Annotated in this window: 16 protein-coding genes and 1 pseudogene; 8 read left to right on the top strand and 9 right to left on the bottom strand. The window is 66.2% G+C overall.

Going from position 1 to position 24,125, the window contains the following annotated elements; genetic code table 11:
• The first annotated feature begins 1 nt into the window (after nt 1).
• Both ACW18A_RS09715 and ACW18A_RS09710 read left to right on the top strand, forming a co-directional pair.
• Complete coding sequence (locus tag ACW18A_RS09715) at nt 2-1,918, top strand: hypothetical protein (protein WP_492021520.1); 1,917 nt, start codon at nt 2-4, stop codon at nt 1,916-1,918.
• A gap of 10 nt (nt 1,919-1,928) precedes the next feature.
• Nucleotides 1,929-5,855, top strand: a complete 3,927-nt coding sequence (locus ACW18A_RS09710) for an LVIVD repeat-containing protein (RefSeq protein WP_492021519.1) — start codon at nt 1,929-1,931, stop codon at nt 5,853-5,855.
• Here ACW18A_RS09710 and ACW18A_RS09705 read toward each other — a convergent pair.
• From ACW18A_RS09705 to ACW18A_RS09685, 5 genes are read right to left on the bottom strand one after another with little or no spacing between them, the layout of a single operon-like run.
• Complete coding sequence (locus tag ACW18A_RS09705; RefSeq protein WP_492021518.1) at nt 5,852-6,721, bottom strand: phosphodiesterase; 870 nt, start codon at nt 6,719-6,721, stop codon at nt 5,852-5,854. The two genes, ACW18A_RS09710 and ACW18A_RS09705, sit on opposite strands and share 4 nt — an antisense overlap.
• Before the next feature lie 44 nt (nt 6,722-6,765).
• Entirely contained in the window at nt 6,766-9,030 is a 2,265-nt protein-coding gene (locus ACW18A_RS09700) for a CHASE2 domain-containing protein (RefSeq protein WP_492021517.1), read from the bottom strand.
• Nucleotides 9,027-10,892: an FHA domain-containing protein gene (locus tag ACW18A_RS09695; RefSeq protein ID WP_492021516.1), complete on the bottom strand. Its 1,866-nt coding sequence runs from the start codon at nt 10,890-10,892 to the stop codon at nt 9,027-9,029. The genes ACW18A_RS09700 and ACW18A_RS09695 overlap by 4 nt, the downstream gene beginning before the upstream one ends.
• 7 nt (nt 10,893-10,899) lie before the next feature.
• Nucleotides 10,900-11,775, bottom strand: coding sequence for a hypothetical protein (locus tag ACW18A_RS09690; protein WP_492021515.1), 876 nt, complete (start codon nt 11,773-11,775; stop codon nt 10,900-10,902).
• Entirely contained in the window at nt 11,776-14,223 is a 2,448-nt protein-coding gene (locus tag ACW18A_RS09685) for a cyclic nucleotide-binding domain-containing protein (RefSeq protein ID WP_492021514.1), read from the bottom strand.
• A gap of 108 nt (nt 14,224-14,331) precedes the next feature.
• Here ACW18A_RS09685 and ACW18A_RS09680 point away from each other — a divergent pair, with 108 nt between their 5' ends.
• From ACW18A_RS09680 to ccmI, 4 genes are read left to right on the top strand one after another with little or no spacing between them, the layout of a single operon-like run.
• Nucleotides 14,332-16,317 (top strand): heme lyase CcmF/NrfE family subunit, encoded by a 1,986-nt coding sequence (locus ACW18A_RS09680; RefSeq protein ID WP_492021513.1) that lies wholly within the window; start codon nt 14,332-14,334, stop codon nt 16,315-16,317.
• Nucleotides 16,314-16,868: a DsbE family thiol:disulfide interchange protein gene (locus ACW18A_RS09675; protein WP_492021512.1), complete on the top strand. Its 555-nt coding sequence runs from the start codon at nt 16,314-16,316 to the stop codon at nt 16,866-16,868. Before ACW18A_RS09680 ends, ACW18A_RS09675 begins: the two co-directional genes overlap by 4 nt.
• Complete coding sequence (locus tag ACW18A_RS09670; protein WP_492021511.1) at nt 16,865-17,338, top strand: cytochrome c-type biogenesis protein; 474 nt, start codon at nt 16,865-16,867, stop codon at nt 17,336-17,338. Before ACW18A_RS09675 ends, ACW18A_RS09670 begins: the two co-directional genes overlap by 4 nt.
• On the top strand, nt 17,335-18,513 hold the full coding sequence (gene ccmI, locus ACW18A_RS09665) for a c-type cytochrome biogenesis protein CcmI (RefSeq protein WP_492021510.1): 1,179 nt from the start codon (nt 17,335-17,337) through the stop codon (nt 18,511-18,513). The genes ACW18A_RS09670 and ccmI overlap by 4 nt, the downstream gene beginning before the upstream one ends.
• Nucleotides 18,514-18,908: 395 nt before the next feature.
• On the opposite strand, the gene ACW18A_RS09660 is transcribed toward ccmI, so the two are convergent.
• The gene (locus ACW18A_RS09660; RefSeq protein ID WP_492021509.1) at nt 18,909-19,607 is read right to left on the bottom strand and encodes an IS6 family transposase; all 699 of its coding nucleotides are present in this window, start codon (nt 19,605-19,607) and stop codon (nt 18,909-18,911) included.
• Between the two features lie 52 nt (nt 19,608-19,659).
• On the opposite strand from ACW18A_RS09660, the pseudogene ACW18A_RS09655 reads away from it, so the two are divergent.
• A pseudogene (locus ACW18A_RS09655) lies at nt 19,660-19,776 on the top strand (IS6 family transposase); the annotation flags it as partial.
• A gap of 89 nt (nt 19,777-19,865) precedes the next feature.
• On the opposite strand, the gene ACW18A_RS09650 reads toward ACW18A_RS09655, so the two are convergent.
• Nucleotides 19,866-20,744, bottom strand: coding sequence for an alpha/beta fold hydrolase (locus tag ACW18A_RS09650; protein WP_492021508.1), 879 nt, complete (start codon nt 20,742-20,744; stop codon nt 19,866-19,868).
• Nucleotides 20,745-20,758: 14 nt separating this feature from the next.
• Nucleotides 20,759-22,447: an alpha/beta fold hydrolase gene (locus tag ACW18A_RS09645; protein ID WP_492021507.1), complete on the bottom strand. Its 1,689-nt coding sequence runs from the start codon at nt 22,445-22,447 to the stop codon at nt 20,759-20,761.
• Nucleotides 22,448-22,568: 121 nt separating this feature from the next.
• On the opposite strand from ACW18A_RS09645, the gene ACW18A_RS09640 reads away from it, so the two are divergent.
• The gene (locus ACW18A_RS09640) at nt 22,569-23,162 is read left to right on the top strand and encodes a TetR/AcrR family transcriptional regulator (protein WP_492021506.1); all 594 of its coding nucleotides are present in this window, start codon (nt 22,569-22,571) and stop codon (nt 23,160-23,162) included.
• Here the strand turns inward: ACW18A_RS09640 and ACW18A_RS09635 are convergent.
• Nucleotides 23,159-23,662, bottom strand: coding sequence for a phasin family protein (locus tag ACW18A_RS09635; RefSeq protein WP_492021505.1), 504 nt, complete (start codon nt 23,660-23,662; stop codon nt 23,159-23,161). The two genes, ACW18A_RS09640 and ACW18A_RS09635, sit on opposite strands and share 4 nt — an antisense overlap.
• Nucleotides 23,663-24,125: the final 463 nt, after the last annotated feature.

The raw sequence follows: 24,125 nt of genomic DNA, 5'->3' as shown, positions 1-24,125 counted from the left end.
GGTGAGACGCTCGCTCCGGTCCATCCTGCTGATGGCCACGGCGGTAAGCGGGCTGCCCACGGTCGTCGGGGCGCAATCTCTGCCGCTGGCGACGATCGAGATCGCGGCAGTCTTGCCAGCGGTTCTGGTCGAGGAGGAAGTCCTCGATCCGGCCGAACCGGTCGCGCTGCAGGAGGCCCTGCCCGAATCCTTGCCCGCCATCGACGCCCGGAGCCGCCGGCGGGGTCTGTTCGACTGGCTCCCGTGGCGTCGACGCCCCGGGCGGGAGAGGACGTTCCCGGAGCCTGCGACCCAAATGAATGTCGGTGCTGTACGGGCTCCGCCGCCCGAAGCGTTTCCGACCGATCACCTGCCGATCCCGGACCGCTGGCGGCTGGTCGAGCAGTTCGGCGTGCGCGAACGCTGGTTCGACCCCTACAACCAGAACACCCTGAAGGGCGACCGTCCCCTGCGAGGGTCGGATGACCGCTTTCTGGCCTTCACCGGTATATCCGACACGGTGGTCGAGCCACGGTCGTTTCCGATCCCGGTCGGCGTCCAGACGACGGAGCGCCCCGGCAGTCTCGATGTCTTCGGCCGTGCCGACAGCCTGGTGGTGTCCCAGACCCTGGTCGGCAGCGTCGCGTTCATTGAGGGCTCGACCGCCTTCATGCCGCCGGAGATCGAGGCCCGGCTGACGCTGGCGCTGAACTACAACTATGCTGAAGTGCCGGAGCGGCGCGTGCTCGACGTGCGCCCAAGCCGTGAAAGCCGCCGTCATGACGGGTTCCTGGGGGTGCAGGAAGCCTTTGTCGACTATCACCTGCGGAACGTGTCGGCCCGATACGACTTCGATTCCGTCCGCGTCGGCATCCAGCCGTTCAACGCAGATTTCCGGGGCTTCCTGTTCCAGGACAACCAGTTGGGTGTCCGGTTCTTCGGTAACCGTGACAACAACCGGTTTCAGTACAATCTGGCCGCCTTCCTTCGTCTGGAGAAGGACACCAACTCCGGCCTCAATGACATCACCCAGCCGATCCGCGATGACCAACTGCTGATCGCCAACCTGTACCGTCAGGATTTCCCGGTCCCGGGCATGACCTCCCAGGTATCGGCGATCTACAACCGCAACCGCGAGACCGACATCCATGTCGACGACAATGGGTTTCCGGTCCGGCCTGCCCTGATCGGCGACCTGAGGCCTCGTGGATATGACGTTGTCTATCTGAGCTATTCTGCCGACGGGCGGTGGGGGCGGCTGAACCTGACCGCCAGTATCCACGGCGCGTTCGGCGAGGACCGATACTCGCTGTTCACCGGCCGAAAGGCCGACATCCGCTCCGGCTTCATTGCGGTCGAGCCATCCTACGATCTGAACTGGATGCGGTTCCGGGGATCGTTCCTCTACGCAACCGGCGACAGGGATCCCTACGACGACCTGGAGACCGGCTTCGACGCCATCTTCGAGAACCCGCAGTTCGCGGGAGCCGACACCAGTTTCTGGATTCGCCAGAGCGTCCCCTTCGCTGGCGGCGGTCGGGCGGTCAGCCTGAGCGGTCGGAACGGGGTGCTCAACAGTCTGCGCTCATCCAAGGAAGAGGGGCAGTCCAACTTCAACAATCCTGGCACGATCCTGGTCGGGTTCGGGGTCGATGCGGACCTGACACCGGCTCTGCGCGTCACGGGCAATGTGAATCACATCCGCTTCGAGGATACGGCGACGGTGCAGGCGCTGCGCAACGAGGGTTCGATCCCCGAGGATGTGGGCTTTGATATCTCGGTCGGCGCGATCTGGCGGCCCCTGGTGACCCAGAACATCGTCCTGCGCGCGTCCGCCGCCGTGTTCGAGCCGGGGGCGGGATTCGGCGATCTGTTCACGGATTCAGACCGGGACGAGCGCTACTATTCGGTTCTCTTCAATGCCACACTGGCGTTCTGAGGGGCAGGCAATGACACGGGGCTGGTTCAGGGCGTTGGGAGTGGGGGGGCTGGCGGCCCTGGCCTTCGCCATTTCCAGCGACCGGGCTGTTTCAGAGGATGAAGAGACGCCGGTTGTCCGCGTCTATGCCTCCGCGCCGCCGGCGGCGCGTGACCAGACGCCCGAACAGGCGGCGGCCAGGAGCGCGGGTTGCGTCACCTGCCATAGCCCCGTCGATTCAACGACCATGCACGCCTCGCCTGCGGTGGTCATCGGCTGCACCGACTGCCACGGGGGCGATGCGGCGGCGGGGATCCCCGCGGGCCTGACGGCGGCCGATCCGGTCTACGCCGCCGTGCGCGACCGGGCCCACGTGCTGCCGCGCTATCCGATCGCCTGGGGCCATTCCGGATCGGCAAATCCGGTGCGCGGTTATACCCTTTTGAACCGGGAGGCACCCGAGTTCATCCGCTTCGTGAACCCGGGCGATTTCCGGGTGGCGCGTCAGTCCTGCGGCGCCTGCCACATGCCCCTGATCGAGGCCAGCGAACGGTCCCTGATGGCGACCGGCGCGATGTTCTTCGGCGGGGCCTCGTACAACAACGGCATCCTGCCGTTCAAAAACTACATCATCGGTGAGGCCTACACGCCGGAGGGCGAGCCCGCCCGGCTGCTGTCGCCTGGCGATCCACCGGGTACGGTGACCGCTGCCGAGGCCGCACGGGGCGCACTGCCGACGCTCTATCCCATCCCGACCTGGCAGGTGACGCCGCCCGGCGATGTGTTCAGGGTCTTCGAGCGCGGCGGTCGCAACCTGGGCAATGTCTTCCCCGAAATCGGCCTGCCCAATCCCACCGGCCTGCTCCAGCGGCTGGAAGAACCCGGGCGGCCCGACATTCGCCAGTCCAACCGGGGACCGGGAACGGGCCTTCGCATATCTGTGCCGGTGCTCAACATCCACAAGACGCGGCTGAACGACCCCTACACCTGGTTCATGGGCACCAACGACCAGCCGGGCGACTATCGGACGTCGGGCTGTTCGTCCTGCCACGTGGTCTATGCCAACGACCGCGAGCCGCGACACAGTCTGGGCTATGAGCAGTTCGGGCGGGACGGGGTCACAGCCACCGTCGATCCGACCATCCCCCAAGGCCAGTCGGGGCATCCCATCCGGCACGCCTTCACCCGCGCGATCCCGACCGCCCAGTGCATGACCTGCCACATGCACCAGCCGAACATGTTCCTGAACAGCTACCTCGGCTACACGATGTGGGACTATGAGTCCGACGCGCCGTCGATGTGGCCGGAGCAGCAGCGCTATCCGACCGCGGAACAGGTCCGCGAGGTCAACGACCGCAATCCCGAGGGTGCCGCGCCGCGCGGGCTGTGGAGCGACCTGGACTTCATGCGCGAGGTCTACGGGCTTAACCCGGGGCTGGAGACCACCCAGTTCGCCGACTACCACGGCCATGGCTGGAACTTCCGGGGCGTGTTCAAGCGGGATCGGGCGGGCAATCTGCTGGATGCAGAAGGCGCGATCGTCGATCCGGATGATCCGGAACGCTGGCGCCGCGAGGGCGAGCCGGAATTCGTGCCGCCGGGGACCAATCCCGGCCGGACCGTCCACATGATGGATATCCACGCCGAGAAGGGTCTGCAGTGCGCCGACTGCCACTTCTCGCAGGACAGCCACGGCTCGGGCCTGATCATGGGCGAAGTCGCCGCGGCTGTGGAAATCTCCTGCAAGGACTGCCACGGCACGGCGCGCGCCCTGCCGACGCTGCGCACCTCCGGCCCCGCCGCGCCGCCCGAGGGCACCGACCTGAGCCTGATCCGCAACCCGGACGGCCAGCGCCGCTTCGAGTGGCTGGAGCGGGACGGCCGCCGGGTGCTGGTCCAGCGGTCCATCGTCGATCCGACGCGGGAGTGGGAGGTGTCACTGGTCCGTGACACCGTCGACCCGGAGAACAGCCGCTACAACGCTCGGGCCGCGCGAGCCAAGCTGATGTCGCGCGCCGTCGCCGGGCGGCCCGACCAGGCGTGGGGGCAGGGGGTCGCGCCGGACGAGCTTGCCCACTCCGACGACGACATGGCCTGTTTCACCTGCCACACTTCCTGGACGCCTTCGTGCGGTGGCTGCCACCTGCCGGTGGAGTCCAACTGGATGAGCGAAAGCCATCGGGCCGAGGGCGGGACGACCCGCAATTTCGCAACCTACAATCCCCAGGTCGCGCGTGAGGACATGTTCCAGCTGGGTCGGCACCAGACGAGCCGGGGTTCGGTGATCGCCCCGGTCCGCTCGTCGTCGGCCCTGGTGCTGTCATCGACCAATATCAACCGGGAACGCATTTATGCGCAGCAGCCGCCGGTATCGGCGCCCGGCTTCTCGTCCCAGGCCTTTGCGCCGCACTTCCCGCACACGGTGCGCACGACCGAGACCAAGACCTGCACGGACTGTCATGTGTCGGAGGCCGAGGACAACAACGCCATCATGGCTCAGCTGCTGCTGCTGGGGACCAACACCGTCAACTTCGTCGGCCTGCACGCCTGGGTCGGGCTGGAGCGCGGGGTCGAGGCGGTGCGGGTCACCGAATGGGACGAGCCACAGACGGTATTCGGCTCCTACCTGCAGCGCTACGCCTTCCCCGACTACTATCGTCTTCATGTCGAGCGGAACGGGCGCGAGCTGATCGACTGGACGCGGGGCGAAACCTTCGACGCCTCGGGCTCGGGCGAGACCCGGCCGCTGGAGGAGATCAGCAACAGCCGCCAGTCCACCGCCGGTGCGGCCCGGTGTCTGCAGCTGCGCGGGGAATATCTCTACGTCGCCGAAGGTGCGGGGGGTCTGCAGGTCTATGACGTAGCCTCGATCGCCAACAAGGGCGTCTCGGACCGCATCCTGACCGCGCCGGTCTCGCCGCTGGGTCAGGCGACGCGGGTGCGCAGCCGGGACGCCACCTGTATGGCCCTGCCCACCAATCAGCCGATCGCGCCGAGCCGGAACACGGCTCTGATGCGCGCCGAAAACCAGGAGCAGGCCTTCCACCCGATCTATCACTACGCCGTGATCACCGACGCCCGTGAGGGGTTGATCCTCGTCGATGTGGACACGCTCGCGGACGCCGATCCCCGGAACAACAACCTGCGCCGCGTGGTCACATGGAATGCTGGAGGCGTGCTCGACGGCGCGCGCCATATCACACTGGCCGGCCATTTCGCCTATGTCGCGGCAGACGCCGGGTTGGTGGTGATCGATCTGGACGACCCGCTCAACCCCCGGCTTGCCCGTATCGTCCGCCTGACCGACGTCCGGGCCTCCGCGGTCCAGTTCCGCTATCTGTTCTTGACCGACGCGCAGGGCGTGCGCGTGATGGACATCACTGACCTGGGCGATCCCCGGCCGATCGAGGGGGCGGTGGTTCCTCTGGCCGATGCCCGCAAACTCTATGCCGCCCGGACCTATCTGTATGTCGCGGCCAAGCGCGACGGGCTGGTCATTATCAACATCGAACAGCCGCGCCGGCCTCATGTGCTGACGCGCGTGACCCTGGACGGTGCCCTGAACGACGCGGAAGACGTCATCGTCGGTGCCACCAACGCCTCCCTGTTCGCCTATGTCGCCGACGGGGTGAACGGGATGAAGGTGCTGCAACTCACCAGCCCGGAGAGCCAGCGGAACTTCTATGGCTTCTCGCCTGAGCCGCGACCTGAACTGATCGCCTTCGCCAGAACCGCCTCGCCCGCGCTGGCCTTGTCGAAGGGACTGGACCGGGATCGCGCGGTCGACGAGACGGGCCAGCAGATCGCCGTCTTCGGTCGTCTCGGCTCGCGCCCGTTCAACCGCTCGGAGATGGAACGACTGTTCATCAACGCACGACAGACCTTCTATCGCGTGACGGATGCGATACGCATGGAAGACTGGTGGCCCGCCGAACGGGCGGCCGAACGGCCCAACTAGTCTTCGCGCCCCTTATCCCGCTCATGGGCCAGGTGCTTCATGAACAGCTGCATTCTGGGCGTATAGCGGGCGAGGATTTTCAGCTTCGACTGCTCTTCGGTATCCGAATAGTGGCTGATCAGGGCCGAGCCGTTCCACTGGTGCAGGGCGAAGGCTGGCGGGCCGGCGACGATCATCGGCCGGTCGTCGGGCGCTTCCAGGTTCATGGTCTTCAGGTCCAGCACGACCTGGGGCTGGACCGAGGAGCAGACCCGCACGGTCGTATGGGCGAAGGGCGCGACGATCTGGCGGTGTACATGGCCGCAGACCATGGCGACGATCTGGGGATGGCGTCCGACCACCTCCTTCAGCCGACGCACCCAGGCCTCGCCCTCACCGACGCTCATCCAGGTGATGCCGTGATCGACCGGCGGATGGTGCAGCACCAGCAGGGTCGGCCGCTCCGGTGCCTCGGCCAGCCGGGCTTCGAGCCATGCGGCGCGGGTTTCGCAGAAGCCGCCGCCGTGCCTGCCCACCTCCAGCGTGTCGATCGTGACGATCCGAAGGGGGTGCTCGTCCAGCACATACTGGATGAAGCCGTCGGCCGTCGGCGTCTGCGGATACTGCTCCAGGAAGGTGGGCCGCCCGTCGTGGTTGCCCATGCAGAAATGCACAGGCATCGGCAAACGCGCCAGATAGCGTTTCAGCCGCTTGTAGGACGCCGCGTCACCGTGATCCGACATGTCGCCTGTCACCAGCAGGATGTCCGGCCTCGGCTGTAGCGTCCGCAGCATCGCCACGACGCGTCTGAGGCGTCGTGCATTGTCCTCGAACCCGCCGCCCTTGGCGAACCCGAGATGGATATCCGTAATCTGGGCGATCAGCATGTACGCTCTCCCCTGTTCCAACCGGCGTTCCGGACGCGACGCCTCTACTTGTCTTCAGCCTGATACACGCTGTCCCAGTCGTCGGACGGCGGTAGGTCGCGGAAATGCGCGATCCGGTGTTCAAACAGGGCGACCAGCCGATCGACGCCGAAAGGCTCTCCGGCCGATCGCGCATTGCCCAGCGCGCCTTCGGCGCCGTCCCAGTCCTGATCACGATAGGCTCTCAGCATCCGGGCCCATGCGGCCGAGAATGCGAGGAAGCCGTCGGCCCGCGCATCCTCGGGGCGACCCATCAGGGCAAAGATGACTTCCGGCGCATCGCGTCCGACGACCCGCACGCGGTCGACCTCCAGGGTCGCGAAGGTCGGGATATTCCTCGCCAGGGTCTCGCCGATCAGGATGGGCACGCCATAGACCTTGGTCAGGCCCTCCAGCCGCGAGGCGAGGTTCACCGCATCGCCGATCAGCGAATAGTCCAGTCGTTGCCTGGACCCCATATTGCCGACGCAGCAGCGGCCGGCGTTCAGGCCCACGCCGATGGCGACGTCGCCGGGCCATGGACCGACGAGACCGGACTGTCGGGCGTTCAGGGTCTTCATCGCCTGGATCATGTCGAGCGCGGCGTTGGCGGCATTCTCGTACTGGTTCGGGTCGTCGAGCGGAGCGTTCCAGAAGGCCAGGATGGCGTCGCCGATGTATTTGTCGATCGTCGCCTTTCGGTTCAGCAGGGCTTCTGTGAGCGGCGTCAGGAGCTCGATCAGAAAGTCGATCAGCTGTTTCGGCGCCATGTTTTCGGAGATGCGGGAGAAGCTGCGGATGTCGCTGAACAGGACGGTCATGTCCCGCTCCTCGCCGCCAAGCTCCAGTTGGCCGGGATCGCGCGCGATACGCTCGACCAGTTCAGGGGACAGGTAGCGGTCGAACGCGTTTCGGATGTAGGCCCGGCTACGCTCCTCGCGCCAGAACGACAGGGAGGTCACCGATGTATAGACGAACGCGACCGTCGCCAGCGGCGCTGTGGGCTCAAGCAGAAGGCCGTTGAAGCGGAAGGCGATCCAGGACCCTGCCGCCGTGACGACTAGGGTCAGGAGTGCGACGGCGCCTCCACGGACGGCCCCCAGGCGCGGGGCAAGGAACGACAGGGCGACGCCGAACACCAGCACCAGCACCCACTCCACCCCGAGCGCCCAGTCGGGCCGGGTCAGATATTGACCGAGGATCATCTGCTCTGCGGCCTGGGCATGGACGACGACCCCCAGTTCGCGCTCTCGTATCGGTGTCGATACGAGGTCGCGCAGGCCCACGGCGCCCGCGCCAATGAAGACGATGTTGCCTTCGAACAACCGCTGCATCTCTTCCGGCGGCAGGTCGCCCGTCAGGATTCGCCAGGCCGGCACGCTCCGTTCGGGCGCGTCGCCGGTGAAATGCATCCACAGTTCGCCCCCGCGGGTGGTCGGGGCTTCGAAGTCCCCGACCCGGACCGCCACGACGCCCTGTTGACCGGCGGCGATCTCTCCGCTGCCGTCGGTGCTGCGAACCTGGACCGAACCCGCGCCCTGGGCCACGCGCAGGGCCTCCAGTGACAGGGACGGAAGAACCTGATCGTCCAGTCGCGACAGCAGCGGCGCCGTGCGGATCACGCCGTCCCGGTCACCAAGCCGGGACACGAAGCCGGCCCCGGATGCGCCTGACGCGATCGCTGGCAGGGTGTTGATCGTGCCGGCGAAGGTCGGAAGAGCCTCCAGCGGCGGGGTGCCGGAAAAGACGATCCCCGCGACCACGGGCGGACGCACGGCGTTGGCCTCGGCCGTCAGGAAATAGGACACGATCGTGGGCGTCAGTGACACCGTCTGGCCGAGCAGGACGTCGTGATCGGGCAGGGCGGCGATCTCGGCATAGTCGCCGCGAGCCTCGGGATTGGCGCGCAGGATCTCGGCGGCACGCGCCGGCGACGTCCGGTCTGGCTCGGAAAAGACGATGTCATAGGCGATGGCTGCGGCACCGGCGTCCGCGACGGTCTGGGTCAGACGCGCCATATCAGTGCGTGGCCAAGGCCACTGGCCGAGGCGGCGGATGGTCTCGTCATCGATGTCGATGACGCGCACGCCTGCGTCTTCGTAGGGCCGGGGCCAGAGCCGCTGATAGGTGTCGAACACCAGATTGCCCAATGTGCCGAGAACCACCGGCTGAGCGCCGTGGACCGACAGGAGCACGGCGGTCAGGACCAGTCCTGTCATGGTCGCGGCCCAGCCGCCCTGCCGGGTCGACTTGCGGGGCCGTCCAGGCGCGGGGGTCTTCAACGGTGTCATGACGGTGGGCCTCCGGTCGGCGCACGCAGTCCGGCGAGCGCCTGGTGGGTCTCGTCGCGCGGAGCCGGACGGCTCGGCGCATGGTAGCTGTGACAGGTCGCGCAGTCCTCCGAGGCGACCGAGGCGGCTGGTACGGTCGCGGACTGGACCGCTCCATGGCACTCGGCGCAGACGGCCCGGCGGGGCAGCAGCAGGTCGCTGGAACGGGTCGAGCTCGCTGCGGCATGGCAGGTCGTGCAGGTCGGACGGCCCGCCGCGTCCTGACGGTGCTGGAGCACCCGGTGGTTAAAGGTTCCCCGGGTGAGGTAGGCGTCGACGATGTGCACCGGCGCGATCTGCGTCCCGTTGACGGTGTGGCAATCGAAACAGGCCCCGCCCTGGCTGAAGGTCTGCTGGATACGCTGGCCGGGTCCGGACGCGGCGCTCAGGGCCGCGCCGGTGCGCTCGCCGGGTCGACGGCGGGGCTGGAGCCGGGCAGCACCGGTGAGGGGCTCGCCCCGTGCATAGGCCCCGCGCAGGAAGGCGACCACGGCCGCCGACTCACCATGCGGCAACTGGCGGACGCCCGATCTCGTCGCGAACCCAAGCGAGTGGCATGAGCCGCACGCGGTCTCCATCTCGACCGGCTGATAGTTGTCGTCACCCGGTTTGGGCGTGTGGCACGAGGCGCAGTCAAGGGCCGCACCGTATCGGCTGAGCGTCTGGGCCATCCGGGCGACGCCCCCGGTTTGCGACATGTGCAGGGCGTGGGGGAAGACGAGACCGGTCGTCTCATGCGGGCGCGAAGCCATCGACACTCGTTGCACACGCGCGGGCCCGGGGCCGGCCCAGGTCGTGATCGTCGGTCTCAGCTCCGGGTGGCCTATCCAGCTCGGGGTGTTGACCAGATCGGTGTCCGGCAGACGGCGATCCAGGTCTGCGTGGCAGGCGACGCAGGCATGGGCCGTCTGAAGCAGTGGGGTCTCGGCGCGGGCCTCTGTCAGAGGATTGCCGACATGCTCGATGTGGCAGGCGGCGCAGCGTTGCTCGGGCTTGTTGAAGCCGCGGCGCGCCAGGGCGAAGATGCGGCCGCCGAGGTCGGACGGCGGCGGCGCGCTCCAGGCCAGCCTTTGCAGCCCCGCATGGTCCGCGATCCGGTCAGGCGGCAATGCCCCTCCGGCGGCCCGGATCCGGGCATTGGTCTGGACCACCATGGCCGGGGTCTGCTGGCTGGAATGGCAGGCCAGACAGGAGTCGTCGCGCACTGAAACGAACGCCTGCTGGTGGCAGGACTGGCAGTCGGTCTCCAGGAAGGCATGGCTCATCGACAGGGGTCCGGACGACCACTGGGCGTCGGGATCGATCCGGGGCGACAGCCAGCGGTCAAGCCCGCCGTTCATGGCGAGCAGGGGGACGAGCAGGCACAGGACGCCGATAGCGACGAAGCCGGCCCAGGCCAGGTTCCGCTTGCCCAGCCAGCGTCGGTTCGGCGCCAGACCCTCCGCGTCGCCGGTCCCGGTCGACCCTGCCGTCGTGGCGGCCTCGGCCCGCGTCACCGTCAGGACGGTCGCACCGCCCTCCAAGCCCACAAGGATCTGATGGTCTCCGAAGGTGAGCCGGGCTCCGTCGGCGACCTTCAGCCGGGCGTCCTTGACGAACCGGCCGTTGACGCCGAACGGCTGATCGCCCACGGCGACGACCTGGACCCGTCCATCGCCTTCGGCCCTCAGGGTGGCATGGCGCAGGCTGACGGCGAGATCCTGAAGCCGGATATCGCAGTCCGCGCCCCGGCCGATGCTGATGGTCTCGTCGGCCAGATCCCGCTGGCGGATGATCTCCCCGCCCGTGGCGCGTCGACTGATCTGGCGAAGGATAAAGGTCATCCGCGCCTCACCAGTAGATGAAGACGCTGAGGATGTGCGCGGTCAGCGCCATCAGCAGGGCGATCGAGGCCGGCACATGCACGCCCAGCCAGACTGCCAGGAGGGTCCGGGTCTGAAGGTGCCGGCGCAGCTGGAACAGGGCGGCCGACTTGCGTTCCAGAAGCGCGCCGACAATGTCGAGCGCGTCGCGTTCCACATCGGTCGCCCCGGACTTCAGCCGCTTCAGGTTCTTTCGTGCGCGACGTGTGCCGCAGTCGCCGGGGCGGGTGCTGAGCCGGCGCAGGAAGCCTCCGCCGACCCGGCTGTGCCCGATCGACAGACGGACGGCTGCGGCCTGGGTTTCGGTCAAGCCCTGAGCTGCATCGCTCAACTGTCGGTCCAGGGCGGCGATGGCTTCGACCATCTGTTTCTGCGTGGTCTCGCGCCGGTTCGAACTGAGTCGCCTCGGCAGGACGGTATAGACCAGCACGCCATAGAGGCCCGAAATCACCACCAGCATCATCAGGGCGTAGGCGAGGGTGTGGACGTTCCAGCCGAACTGAAGCCCCGTGTGGAGCGTCGCGATGACGACCAGCGCCAGCCCCAGATAGACATGGGCTGAAACCCAGGCCTTCAGCGACCAGGAGCCGGCGGTGATGGCGCGCTTGCGGATGCCCAGCAGCGTCAGCCAGACGATCAACAGGGCCCCGATCGTTCCCAGCGTGTAGCCGTACCAGGTCCCGCCATTGGGCCGGGGCTTCACATCGGCCAGGAAATAGCCCGCGGTCGCGACCAGGCTGAGGATCAGCGCCACCCAGGCCCACCTGAACCCGGCGTGGCGCAGGAAACCGACATGCGCCGTGGCGTCGGACCGACGACCGGAACGGGGCGCAGCGGCGGCCACCTAGTCGCGCTCTTTCAGCCGGGTAACGGTCAGGAAGTTCTCGGGTGAAACCCGGATCGCCGCGCCCGTCGGGCAGGCGCGCACACAGGCCGGGCCGCCGTCCTTGCCCGCGCACATGTCGCATTTGATCGCGACCTTGGGGGCCTCTCCATGCTTCTTCTTTGCCCTGGCCTTCCATTGGGCGTCGGGTTCGCCGGGGCCGGGTCCTGTGCCGAAGAGCATCCAGGGCAGAAGGCCGGGACGCGGCGGTGGGGGCCAGTCCATCCGGATGACGCCATAGGGGCAGTAGCGCTGGCAGTTGCCGCAGCCGATGCAGGTCTCGTCGATGAAGACCTCCCCGTCCGGCCCGCGATGGATCGCGTTCGGCGGGCAGTCGGTCATGCAATAGGGATGCTCGCAGTGTCGGCACGAGGTCGGCACGTGCAGGTGGGCATAGGTACGTCCCGCCTCTCGATCCAGCCGCGACAGGCCGTCGTGGATGTCGGCGCAGGCCTTTTCGCAATTGTCGCAGCCGACGCACAGTTTCTCGTCGATCAGCAGGACGTCGGTGGCCTCGCCGATGCCCTGGTCGACCAGGAAGTCGGCGACCGAGGAGTACATGTCGACCACGCCGCTGAACCGGTGCTTCTGGTCCTCGATATAGCTGTTGACCTGACGGCGCGCCGCCATATCGGTGCGCATCTTCTCCGCCAGCTCGGGCTTGCGCCCCAGCAGGGCGCGGAAGCGGTCGCCGTCCAGCCTGACGACTTCGGACCGGATCGCGGCCTTCACCGTGGCGCTGCGTCGCCCGCCGTCGATCAGCGCCATCTCGCCGACGTAGGAACCGGCGGGCAGATAGGACAGGAACACCGGCTTCCCGCCGATCTGTTTCTCCACCACCATACTGCCCGAGCGGACGATGAAGATGTCGTAGCCGTCCTCGCCCTCGGTGATGATCGGCACGTCCACTGCAACCTGCATCAACTCGGCGTCCGACAGCACATCGGCGACATCGTCGCGGGTCAGGCCGGAACCGAAGATCTGCAGGATCTGCCGTTCGGTCGTGATGCGGTTGATCGCGTCCCGGGCCTCCTTGTTCTGGGCCATCAGGCGCAGGGCTGCGTTGCGCGACATTTCCAGCACGATAGTCGGCTCCGCTGCCCGGATCGTGGCCCCGCGTCGCCTGCCCGAGATCAGCCCGACCTCGCCGAAGATCGAGCCCTGGCCGATGGCCACGGTTTCGCTGCGTCGCTTGGGATTGACCTCGACCTTGACCGAGCCGTCGGCGATCCCGAACATCGAGGATCCGATGGAGTTCCGCTGGAAGATGATCTCATCGGGTCGGTAGGCGCGGACCTCGGAATCGAGCAGGAATTCGCGCATCTGCAGGGCGGAAAGGCCGTTCAGGACTTCGATTCGCGTCCGAAGGAACTCCAGCCAATCCGCCACAGATCGGCCGCCCGGCAGCCCTTTCAGACGCGCTTCGAGGATCGGTTCGTCAGCAGGCTTCAGCGCCGCGTTTCCAGCGATGAACTCGATGACATCGTAGCCCTGATTCATGCAGTGCTTGATCAGGGGATAGCCGGCCAGGGCGCCGATGACATAGACGCCCGGCACGGTGCTCTCGAAGGTCGGGCCCAACGACGGGAAGGCCTCGCGATCCGCGCTGGTGAAGGCGACGCCCATGGCCTCGACGAACTTGCGCGGCGGGGCAGAGCCCATCCGGGCGATGACCCGATCCCAGCGAATCGTCGTCGGCCCCTCGAGCGTCTCCACAGTCATGAAACCGGTCGTCAGGGATGTCGGAGACGCCCCGGCCATGATGGTGATCCGCCCCGCGTCCCGCGCCGCCATCAGCCATTTGACGTTGGCTTCCTTGGCGCGGGCGAAGTCCACGGACTTGTTGAGCAGGGTGACCGCGTTCCCCTGTTCGCTGTCCGCGATCAGACCCAGCGCATTCTCGATTCCGGCGTCGCCGCCCCCGACGACGACGATGTGCTCGTCGACGTATTCGTTCGGGTCATCCAGCGAGTATTGAACGCGGGGCAGGTCGGCGCCGGGAATGGTCAGCCGATTGGGATTGCCCTGGGTGCCGATGGCCAGAACCACGGTCTCGGCCCGCAGCGTCTCGCCATCGGCCAGTTCGATGTGGAAATCGCCCTTCTGGCCCGTGATCGCGACGGCCTCGGCGTTGTAACGGACATTGACGCCGTGTGACCCGGTCTCTTCGTTCCAGCGATCAAGGATGACCTCCCTTCGCCCTGCCTCGAACCCGATGTCCGAACGCAGCACCAGCTGGGTCGGCGTCGCCATGATGTGTTTGCCGCGCTGGTAGCGGAAGATGGTGTCCGAGAGGCGGTCGGTCTTCTCCAGCAGGACATGATCCATGCCACGCGCAGCCGCCCGCGCGGCGGCGCTCAGCCCTGCGGGCCCAGACCCCAGGATGGCGACCTTGTGGACAGCCCCCATAATTCCCTCGCCGGCCGCACTCCCCCGCGCGGCGTTGCGGAAGCTTTACCCATAACGCCGGTTCGGCATAACGTATACGCTCGCGGAGCGAGAGGGGCGACCGGGATCATGAGCGCTGAAATCGGTTGTCTCGCGCTCATCCTGGCGTTCGTACTTTCCGTGGTTCAGTCCGGCGTCGGTCTTTGGGGGGCATGGCGGGGCGACGGTGCCCTGATGGCGCTGACGCGGATGGCCGCGTTGCTGCAGACGGCCTTCGTCACCCTGGCCTTCGCGGCGGTCGCCTGGGCCTATGTGACTCTCGACTTTTCGGTTGCCCTGGTCGCCCAGCACAGCCATTCGACCCAGCCGCTGCCGTACCGGATCGCCGCCACCTGGGGCAGCCACGAGGGATCGCTGGTACTCTGGACCCTGATCCTGGCGCTGCACGGAGGGGCGCTGGTGCTGTTCGGAGGAAGTTTGCGCGAAACGTTCCGGTCACGGGTTCTCGCTGTGCAAGGAATGTTGGGCGTCGCCTTTCTGGGCTTCAGCCTGTTCACGTCCAACCCGTTCGAACGGCTGGTGCCGGCCGCTCTGGAAGGGACTGAGCTCAATCCGCTGCTGCAGGACCCGGGCCTGATTACGCACCCGCCGCTGCTCTATCTCGGCTATGTCGGCTTCTCGATGGCGTTCGCCTTTGCCTGCGCGGCCCTGATCGAGGGTCGCGTCGATGCGGCCTGGGCGCGCTGGGTGCGGCCGTGGGTGCTTCTGGCCTGGATGTCGCTGACGCTCGGCATCGCCCTGGGCAGTCACTGGGCATATTATGAACTCGGCTGGGGCGGCTGGTGGTTCTGGGATCCGGTCGAGAACGCCTCCTTGATGCCCTGGCTGCTGGGTACGGCTCTGCTCCACAGCGCTCTCGTCCTGGAAAAACGCGGAGCCTTGATCAGCTGGACCCTCCTGCTGGCCATTCTGACGTTCTCGCTCAGCCTGATCGGAACCTTCCTGGTGCGCTCGGGGGTGCTGACCAGCGTTCACGCCTTCGCGGTCGACGCAGCCCGAGGAGCCTATGTGCTGGCCTTCACGGTCATCGCGACAGGCTCGGCGTTGGCGCTTTACGCATGGCGCGCGCCGGCCATGCGGACCGGGGCCCTGTTCTCGCCGGTCTCGAAGGAGGCAGGCATCACCCTGAACAACCTGTTCCTGGTGGCCGCGACGGTGACGGTGTTTCTCGGCACCTTCTATCCGGTCTTCATGGACGTGATCGAGAGCCGGACGATCTCGGTCGGACCGCCCTACTATGCCCTGACCTTCGTGCCTCTCTGGCTGCCCCTGCTGGTCATCATGGGTTTCGGGCCGCTGATGAACTGGAAGCGGGATCGGGCTGCCGAGTTGGTTCGCCGCCTGCGCTGGCCGCTGGGGCTGGGGGGGCTCGCCCTTGTCGTCGGAATGGCCGTGTTCGGCCTGGGCAAGGCACTCGCGGCCGTTGGCATTGCACTCGGCGTCTGGCTGGTCGCCGCCTCGGCCCTGGTCCTGCTGCGGCGCTGGAAGATCGGCGAGCGGTCGTCCCGCGCGACACTGACGCTCGTGCGAACCACGCCGCTCGCCGTCTGGGCCGTCGCACTGGCCCATCTCGGCATCGGCGTGACCGCCGTGGGCGTCAGCGCGATGTCCGCCTTCGGTGAGGACGCGGTGCTGCGGATGAAACCCGGGGCCTCGACGACATTCTCGGGGCGGGTCGTGACATTGGACAGCCTCCAGCCCGTGCTCGGTCCCAACTATCAGGCCGACCGCGCGACCTTCCGGATCGCCGGCGGGATCGGCCCGACCGGGTTGACCTCCGAACGCCGCTTCTACCCCTCCAGCCAGGACCAGACGACAGAGGCAGGGATCGGCGGGACCGTCCTGGGTAACCTTTACATCTCGATCGGTGAGCGGGACGAGACTGGTGCGGTGATCGTACGATTGTGGAACCATCCCTTCGTAGGGTGGATCTGGGGCGGCGCGGTGCTGATGGCGCTCGGCGGGGCGGTGTCCCTGTCTGACCGCCGCCTGCGTCTCGGAGCTCCCACCAGGGCGCCGGTGGTCGCCGCGGCGCCCGCGAGCGTGCCCACATGAAGCGGCTGTCCCTTCGCGCAATCGCCTTCGCCGGGCCGGTGATCGGCTTCCTGTTGATTGCCGCGACGCTGGGTCTGGGGCTGCGCAGCGATCCGTCGATCCTGCCTTCGATGCTGATAGACAGGCCCCTGCCGCCGTTCGATCTGGCAAACGCGCCCGGACGCACCGCAGGGCGGGCCCTCGCCTCGACCGACCTCCGGGGCGAGCCGACGCTCCTGAACATCTTCGCCTCCTGGTGCGTATCGTGCCGGGTCGAGCATCCGATGCTGATGCGGCTGGCGCGCCAGGGCGAGCCCCTGCAAGGGCTCAACTGGAGAGATGGCGAGCAGGCTGGCGCTCTCTGGCTGGCGGAGTTCGGCGATCCCTACGACCGCGTCGGCCATGACCCGACCGGCCGTACCGGAATCGACCTGGGTGTGACGGGCGCGCCCGAGACCTTTGTCATCGATCGGCACGGTCGGGTCCGCTACCGCCATGTAGGCCCGATCACGGACGGGGTCTGGAACGACACCCTGGCACCGCTGATGGCTGAACTCAGGGCCGAGCCATGAAGCGTTTGCTGGCGATCCTGATCCTGATGCTGGTCGCCGGCCCGACATGGGCCGTCCTGCCCGAAGAGCAGTTGTCTGACCCGGCGCTGGAGGCGCGTGCCCGTCAGATCAGTCAGGAACTTCGCTGTGTGGTCTGCCAGAACCAGACCATCGACGAATCCGACGCCCCGCTCGCCGGCGACCTGCGCGTTCTGGTGCGCGAACGCCTGCTGGCCGGCGACACGGACGCCGAGGTCAAGGCCTATCTGGTCAGCCGGTACGGCGACTATGTCCTGCTTAAGCCCGCATTGGACGCCGGCACGATCCTGCTCTGGCTGGGTCCGTTCCTGGTCCTCGTGCTGGGCGGCGCGGGCGTGGTCTCTTATTGGCGCGGCCGCGCGTCGCCGGCCGAGGCCGAGGTCGAGCCCGCGCCTCTGGCCGCCGCTGAACGAAAACGGCTGAACGCCCTCCTGAAGGAAGACCAACTGTGACTCTCTGGATCGTGCTGACGGTGCTGGTCTCGGTCGCGGCGGTCGGTCTGGTGATCCCGCTGATCCGACCGAGGCGGCGGGTGGAGACCGGAGCGACACCCGTCAGCATCCTGAAGGACCAGCTGGCGGAGCTGGATGTCCAGGTCGTGTCGGGCGTCGTGGCCGAGGCCGATGCCATGCGGCTGCGCGTCGAGATCGAGCGCCGCATTCTGGCCGAAGCGCGAGACGCGGAGCCCCTTGGACGTCCGCTCGGTGACAAGACGACACTGCGTCTCGCCCTCGGTCTCGCGGCAGTCGTGGCGCTCAGTGCGACGCTGCTCTACGCCTTCATGGGAAACCCTGGCGTGCCCGGTGCCAACCGGCCGGCCGGGTCCTCATCCCTACCGGGAGCCGTCGACGCCGCCCATCCGGGCGGTGATGTGACCGCCATGGTCGCCCAGCTGGAAGCTGCTGTTCAGCGCGACGATCGCGACGTCGAGAGCTGGCGCCTCCTGGGTTGGTCCTATTTTCAGACCGGGCGTTTCCCGGAGTCTGCTCAGGCCTATGGCCGGGCCGCCGAACTGGACCCGACCGACGCCGGATATCCCTCGGCCCAGGGCGAGGCTCTGGTTCAGGCCGCCGGCGGTCAGGTCACCCCGGCCGCCGCCGCCGCATTCGGCGCCGCGACCGCGATCGATCCGACCGAACCTCGGGCGCGCTACTTCCTGGCAGTGCTGAAGGACCAGTCCGGGGATCGCGACGGCGCGATGGCCGACTGGATCGCCATCGTCAACTCCGCCCCGCCCGACGCGCCGTGGGCGGGCGAGGTGAGACGGTTCGTCGAGGACGTGGCCCGGGAACGTGGGATCGACATCTCTGGCCGGCTCACGCCCGTGACGTCCGCCGGGGCTTCGCCGGGACCGGACGCCGATCAGGTCGCGGCGGCGGCCGGGATGGCACCGGCCGATCGCGACGCCATGGTGCTGGGGATGGTCGAAAGCCTGGAGGCCAGACTTCGGACCCAGCCGCGGGACGCCGAGGGTTGGGTCCGCTTGATGCGGGCGCGGATGGTGCTGGGCGATGCTCCGGCCGCAGCACGCGCCTACGCCTCCGCCCAGGCCGCGTTCGCCGACAACAACGCCGAAAAGGTGCGCCTTGCGGAAGCTGCCCGCGGCCTCGGCGTTCCAGGGGTCTGATCCTGTCGGCTGGGTGAAAGGGCACCGCCGAGGGGTGTTGTCGGGACAGGATTCGCAGCTCCTTGTCAGGCCCAGTTCAGGCGCGCCAAATCGGGCGAAAGGCGAGGAAACTCCGCAGAGGGGGGCGGTCGATAGACCTGAACAACTCGCCCTCCGGACACAAACAATCGACCGACGGCACCAATTGTGGGTTTAACCTGACGACACCCCGGTGGAACCAGGAGGGATCGATGGGACTGGAACAGACGGGCGAGGCCCGCACCGCATCCGCCGACGGCGAGACAAGGTCGCCTCTCAAGGTGACGCTGACCGATGGCGGGCATCCTTATGCAGGGCGCATGGACGCACTGACACGTTGAGTCGGCCGAGCCGAAAACGCCCCTCCCGTTCCCGCTTCAGGCGGCCCGGGTCGCCGCCGACCAGACGTCGTTTGCCTGCCCTCGCAGGGTGCGAAGGCCGGCTCGGGAGATCAGATGGGGTTGCAGATTGAAGGTGTTGTAGTTCGGACCGTGGCTGGAGAGGAAGCGCTGGGCTGAGCCTTGCGACTTGAACTTCTGCTGTTTGCGTTCTCGTCGTCGGATCACGAGGTACGAGTTCTCTGCGCGATTGTTCTCCCGCATCCCGCCAGGACGGTGACGGGCCTGGAGACCAAGCACCTTCATCGCCGCCCGGTATGAAGCCAGCTTAACCGTGACGATGGCCTCCGGATGGATCCCGGTGTTGCGGAGCAGTCGGCGCAGGAGCTTCAAGGCGGCCTGCTTGTTCCGGCGCTTCTGCACCAGAACGTCGAGCACCTCGCCTTCGTCATCCACTGCCTGCCACAGATACATCCGCCGGCCACCGATCTTCACGACGACCTCATCGAGGTGCCAGCGGCCTGTCGGCGATGGCCGGTTCCGACGCAGGTTCGCTGCGATCAATGGTCCAAACTTGATCACCCAGCAGCGGATCGCCTCACGGCTGACCTCGATCCCGCGCTCCGCCATCAACTCCTCAACGTCGCGGATGCCGAGCGTGAAGCGGACATACCATTGCACCGCCTTCAGGATGACCGTTGTCGGGAACCGGTGACAATTGAAACTGATCGGGCTCACTCCGCCTCCTCGCCTATCGGCCAGACTGGAGAGAAGTTTGCGTTAGACTGCCAGCACCCACGCAGCGATCTACAAGGTCTTCAATATCCAACGCCATCTAGTCAGCAGACCCACCCTTCGCCGCTTCCGCGCCGATGCTGATGCCGCATGGGCGGCGGCGGTTGCGTGAATGTTGGGCGGGGTCGGGGACTTTCGACGAGGCGAAGTTAGCCTGACAGACCCAGGCTCCCTGACAGCGCCTACCGGGGCAGGGGCTTCTCAACCGACGGAAGTTTTCCTGACAGCGCCCCGCAGCGCCTTTTCGACAATATCCGTCTCTTCCAGGAAAGCCTTTATCAAGGGGATCGTCGACCTCGGCTGCGTCACCAGGAAGAGGTGTCCGCCAGGCACGATTTCAAGACGGGCGTTCGGAATGAGCGCGCCCATGATCTTGCCGTTGACGGGTGGCACGATGCGGTCATCCGCGCCCATCAGGATAAGCGTTTTCTGCTTCAGGAAAGGGAGAAAGGGCGCGCTCGTCCAGCCAGCCATGGCGCCGAGCTGGTAAAGATAGCCAAGCTTGGTGGGAGCCTTGAGGCGGGCGACGTGCGCTTCCGCGTCCGTACTCTCGCTGTACAGCGTGGCGAAGTTCGCAAGCATATAGTCCGCGTCGATGTAGCGCCGCGGGTTGGCCATTTTCGCCAGCACCTTGAGGTTGCCCGGCACCATGACAATCCCGGCAGCCGTTGCCGCCAGGATCAGTTTGCCGACGCGCCTGGGGTGTTGGAAGGCGAACTGCTGTGCGAGCCCTCCGCCCCATGATACGCCCATGACGTCGACCTGGTCATAACCGAGCTTGTCGAGCAGCCTTGCGGCGTGCAGCGCCATCGTCCACGGGCGGTAGGGCAGCCGTGGCGGAGGCGATCCTCCGATCCCCGGCATGTCGAACGTGATTATGTCTCTGTCCGGCAGCCAGTCGGCCAGCGGACTTATCAGCTCGATATTCGCCCCGATGCCGTTGAAGAACAGGATCGGTCGCCCGGGGTCCCGGCCAGGCTGAGGTGTCCCGGACCATATTGCCACGCGCAGCTTCCTGCCCCCCGCGCGATGGATTTCGACCTTGGGTTCCCGCGTGGCTGTGCGCTCGATGGTGGACATGGACACAGTGGCTTTCAATCGTGAACGTACAGGCCCGGCGCCGGGTCGCCGGCCGGGTTTGCCCGGGAACCGAGGGACTTCGGTTTGGATTTCAACGCGCCGGACCGGTCCTGGAGCCATTGAAGCCAGTACGGCCACCACGTCCCGGCGTGTTCACGGGCGTGGGACGAGAGCCATTCATCGACGTCGGCAGGGGGACGGTTGTCGCTCTTGAAGTATTTCGCTTTCGGATTTCCCGGCGGGTTCAACATGGCCTGAATATGCCCGGACTGGGAGAGGACGAACTCGACGTTGGGTGAACCGAGCAGTCCGGCGACCCGGTAGCAGGCCTTCCAGGGCGTGATGTGATCAGTGACGCCGGCGACAATGAAACAGTCCTGGGTCACTTTGGAGAGGTCGACTTTGTGCCCGGCGATAGCGATGGTCCCGGGGTTCGCAAAAGGCTGTTTTTCGAAGATGCGCAGATAGTCCGAATGCAGTGTCGCGGTCAGGTTGGTCGAATCGTTGTTCCAGAAGAGCACGTCAAAAGCCGGCGGGTCTTCCCCGTGCAGATAGTTGTTGATGACATAGTTCCAGATCAGGTCATTCGGCCGCAGCCATGCAAAGGTGCGCGAAAGCGATGAGCCTTCGAGAATGCCGGCCTTGGCGGAACGCCGCCTCGCGAGCTCGATCCCATGCTCGGATATCAGTGCGCCCGTTTCGCTGTCGTTACGCTGCGGGTCGAGGACGCAGACCATGAGGCTGGCGGAGTTGATCCGCTTGTTGCCCTCGGCGGCCAGCTTGCTCAGCAGGACCGCGGTGGTGATGCCGCCCGAGCAGGCGCCAGACACGTTCACCGTCCTGGATTTGGTGATTTCGCAGATCACGTCGATCGCTTCGATCAGCGACTGGACGTAATCCTCCAGCCCCCAGTCGGCATGCTCTGCGGTCGGGTTGCGCCAGCTGACCATGAAGGGCTGGATGCCGCCGGCGGCCAGGTAACGGATAATGCTCTTGTCCGGCGAGAGGTCATTCACATAGGCCTTGTTGATCTGGGGCGGGATCATCAGGAAGGGTGTGGCATGCACCTGCGCCGTCGCCGGAGCGTACTGGATCAGCTCCATCATCTCGGTCCGATGCACGACCGCACCCGGCGAGTTGGCGATGTTGTCGCCCACCTTGAAGGGGCGTTTGTCTACCTGGCTGACGATTCCGTCGTTGTTTGCGATATCATCGTAGGCGTTCTTCAGCCCGCGGATCAGCGACCCGCCACTGGTGTCGAACGCTTTCTTGATCGCGGACGGGTTCCCCAGCAGAGAGTTGGTGGGGGCGATGGAGTCCAGGATCATCCCGGCAACGAAACTGGCGCGCGCGCGCTCTGTCTCGTCGAAATCCAGCTCCTCCATCCACTCGCCGACGCCCTTACGGACCGCGAGGTAATACTGCATGCCCGCCTTGTAGAACGGATTGTAGCGGAAGGCCGGATCGAGAAACCGCTTGTCCTTGGATTCAGGGGCGAGCTCGGATTGATTGGAGACGATCTTCACGACCTCGTCGCCAAGCTTCTTCATGTGCTTGAGCGTCTTGACGGGCCGTGTGGCTGTCTCGCGCAGCATTACGCCGACGGCGCCGATGAGATCCTCGCGCGCCAAACCCAGCAAGGGGTTCAGCGCTACGGTATTCTCAGGCCCATCACCCTCGAGCGTGATCCCTGCCTTTGACATCGCTGATCCTCCCAGATCAAATGTAGATACAACGGCTTTCGTTCGCGAAGCCGATTGATCGGTTCATCCTCTGGTGTTCCTGCACGGTGTCAACGACGATGTCGCGATCCAGACAAACCCCGTGAGCACCAAGGATAAAATCCTCGAAACAGCGCTGTTTCTGTTCAATACCGAGGGAGTTGGCGCTCTTTCAGCTGTCGATATCGCGTCCGCCATGGGGATCAGCCCAGGACACCTATACTATCACTTCAAAGGCAAGCCCGAGATCCTCTCCGCGCTTAGCGCCGCTTATCAGAGCGAAGTCGAGCTTGTCCTGGAAGCGGCCTTGCACGCGTGCCAGGCCGACGGAGCGACCCTGGAAACGCTCTGGACGCACGTTCATATTCTCGTCGAGGAGGCGTGGGACGCGCGCTTCCTCTACCGGGAGGCCGGGGGGCTTGTGCTCGGGAATCCCGAGCTCGCAGCGCGCGTCCGCCGCATAGCTGCCGCAGAGCGCGATGCTTTGCGACTCATGCTGCAGACACTCGAAGCCGCCGGGGTGATAGCCGGATCCCCCGAAGCCATCGACGGACTGTCCCGTCTGATGGTCACCGGAATCAACTTCCACGCCATCGAACTGGAGCTGGAAGGTGATACCGGGCCGCCGCGCGAACGCCTGGCGCGTGCGGCAGCCCAGATCATGCTTCTTCCGGCGGGATTGACCGGGCGGGCCTAGGCCGCGTCGGCCTTCTCGGTCGCCTTCCTGGCGGCTCCGTCAGTCTTTTCAGACTTCAGCGCGGAGACTTCTTCGGTCAGGCTCTCGACCTGAGCCGACAGCTTCTCCACCGCCTGAGCCAGGGCGGTCATATTCAGCGGGGCGAGAGCCTCGGAAACGGTCTTGCGAACCTTGCCGATGCGAGCATCCAGCGAAGCGCGCTGTTCCTCACGGAACCCCTGGACCTTGGCTGTCGCGGTCCCGACCATGCTGACCACCTTCTCGCCCTGGGGCGACTTGGAGATGGCCTCGCGCACAGTGTCTTCGACCTGTTCACCCTGGGCGACCAGCTGGTCAAACGCCTCGTTGGCGCCAGAGGCCAGCTTTTTGACGGCGCCCTGGGTCTCGGTGAACATGCGGCCGTAGGCGCCGACGCCGGCAAGCCAGATGTTGCGGGCGATGTCAGGATCTGCAGTCGTGGTTTTCGGTGCGGTTTTGGTGGTCTTTTTGGCGTCGGTCATGGTCGAAATCCTCAAAGGCGACCCGATCAGTCGGGGCGGATAAGGACGGCTTAGGCCCCAACTTTAGAAAGAGCATCCTAACCGTTCACGAGCCCCCGAAAACGTCGGCTTCTCGCCTGATGGCCTGCACCCACCCATGCGCCGCCTTTTTCTCATCACGGCCGTTCTGCTTGCTGCGACTCCTTCGGCCCATGCCCGGGACGAGGGCCTCGAGGCACGCCGCCGCTTGCTGCTTGAGGCGGATAGCCCGGCGGTCATGGCGGTCGGGTGCTGTCAGGTTCAAAGCCACAATCGGTGACCTAGGTTGAGTCTCGCATCTTTTAGGCGAGTGCGAAGCCACTCTGGGGAAGCGGCTTGTCACAGAATTTACAAGGCTTCTTGCCAACCAGCAAAGCGTCGCATGGCTCCACATAGAGCCAGCAAAAATTGCCCTGACAGCACCGCCTGAATGGCGGTGGAACAG

The organism is Brevundimonas sp. AVps5 (genome assembly GCF_058681515.1).
This window is presented reverse-complemented; position numbering and strand designations above follow the sequence as displayed.

Bases quoted from the DNA above. Each gene is read 5' to 3' on its own strand.
- ACW18A_RS09650 (WP_492021508.1), bottom strand. From the start codon at position 20,744: ATGTCCACCATCGAGCGCACAGCCACGCGGGAACCCAAGGTCGAAATC.
- ACW18A_RS09635 (WP_492021505.1), bottom strand. From the start codon at position 23,662: ATGACCGACGCCAAAAAGACCACCAAAACCGCACCGAAAACCACGACT.
- ACW18A_RS09680 (WP_492021513.1), top strand. From the start codon at position 14,332: ATGAGCGCTGAAATCGGTTGTCTCGCGCTCATCCTGGCGTTCGTACTT.
- ACW18A_RS09710 (WP_492021519.1), top strand. From the start codon at position 1,929: ATGACACGGGGCTGGTTCAGGGCGTTGGGAGTGGGGGGGCTGGCGGCC.
- ACW18A_RS09700 (WP_492021517.1), bottom strand. From the start codon at position 9,030: ATGACACCGTTGAAGACCCCCGCGCCTGGACGGCCCCGCAAGTCGACC.
- ACW18A_RS09705 (WP_492021518.1), bottom strand. From the start codon at position 6,721: ATGCTGATCGCCCAGATTACGGATATCCATCTCGGGTTCGCCAAGGGC.
- ACW18A_RS09670 (WP_492021511.1), top strand. From the start codon at position 16,865: ATGAAGCGTTTGCTGGCGATCCTGATCCTGATGCTGGTCGCCGGCCCG.
- ACW18A_RS09645 (WP_492021507.1), bottom strand. From the start codon at position 22,447: ATGTCAAAGGCAGGGATCACGCTCGAGGGTGATGGGCCTGAGAATACC.
- ACW18A_RS09675 (WP_492021512.1), top strand. From the start codon at position 16,314: ATGAAGCGGCTGTCCCTTCGCGCAATCGCCTTCGCCGGGCCGGTGATC.
- ACW18A_RS09695 (WP_492021516.1), bottom strand. From the start codon at position 10,892: ATGACCTTTATCCTTCGCCAGATCAGTCGACGCGCCACGGGCGGGGAG.
- ACW18A_RS09685 (WP_492021514.1), bottom strand. From the start codon at position 14,223: ATGGGGGCTGTCCACAAGGTCGCCATCCTGGGGTCTGGGCCCGCAGGG.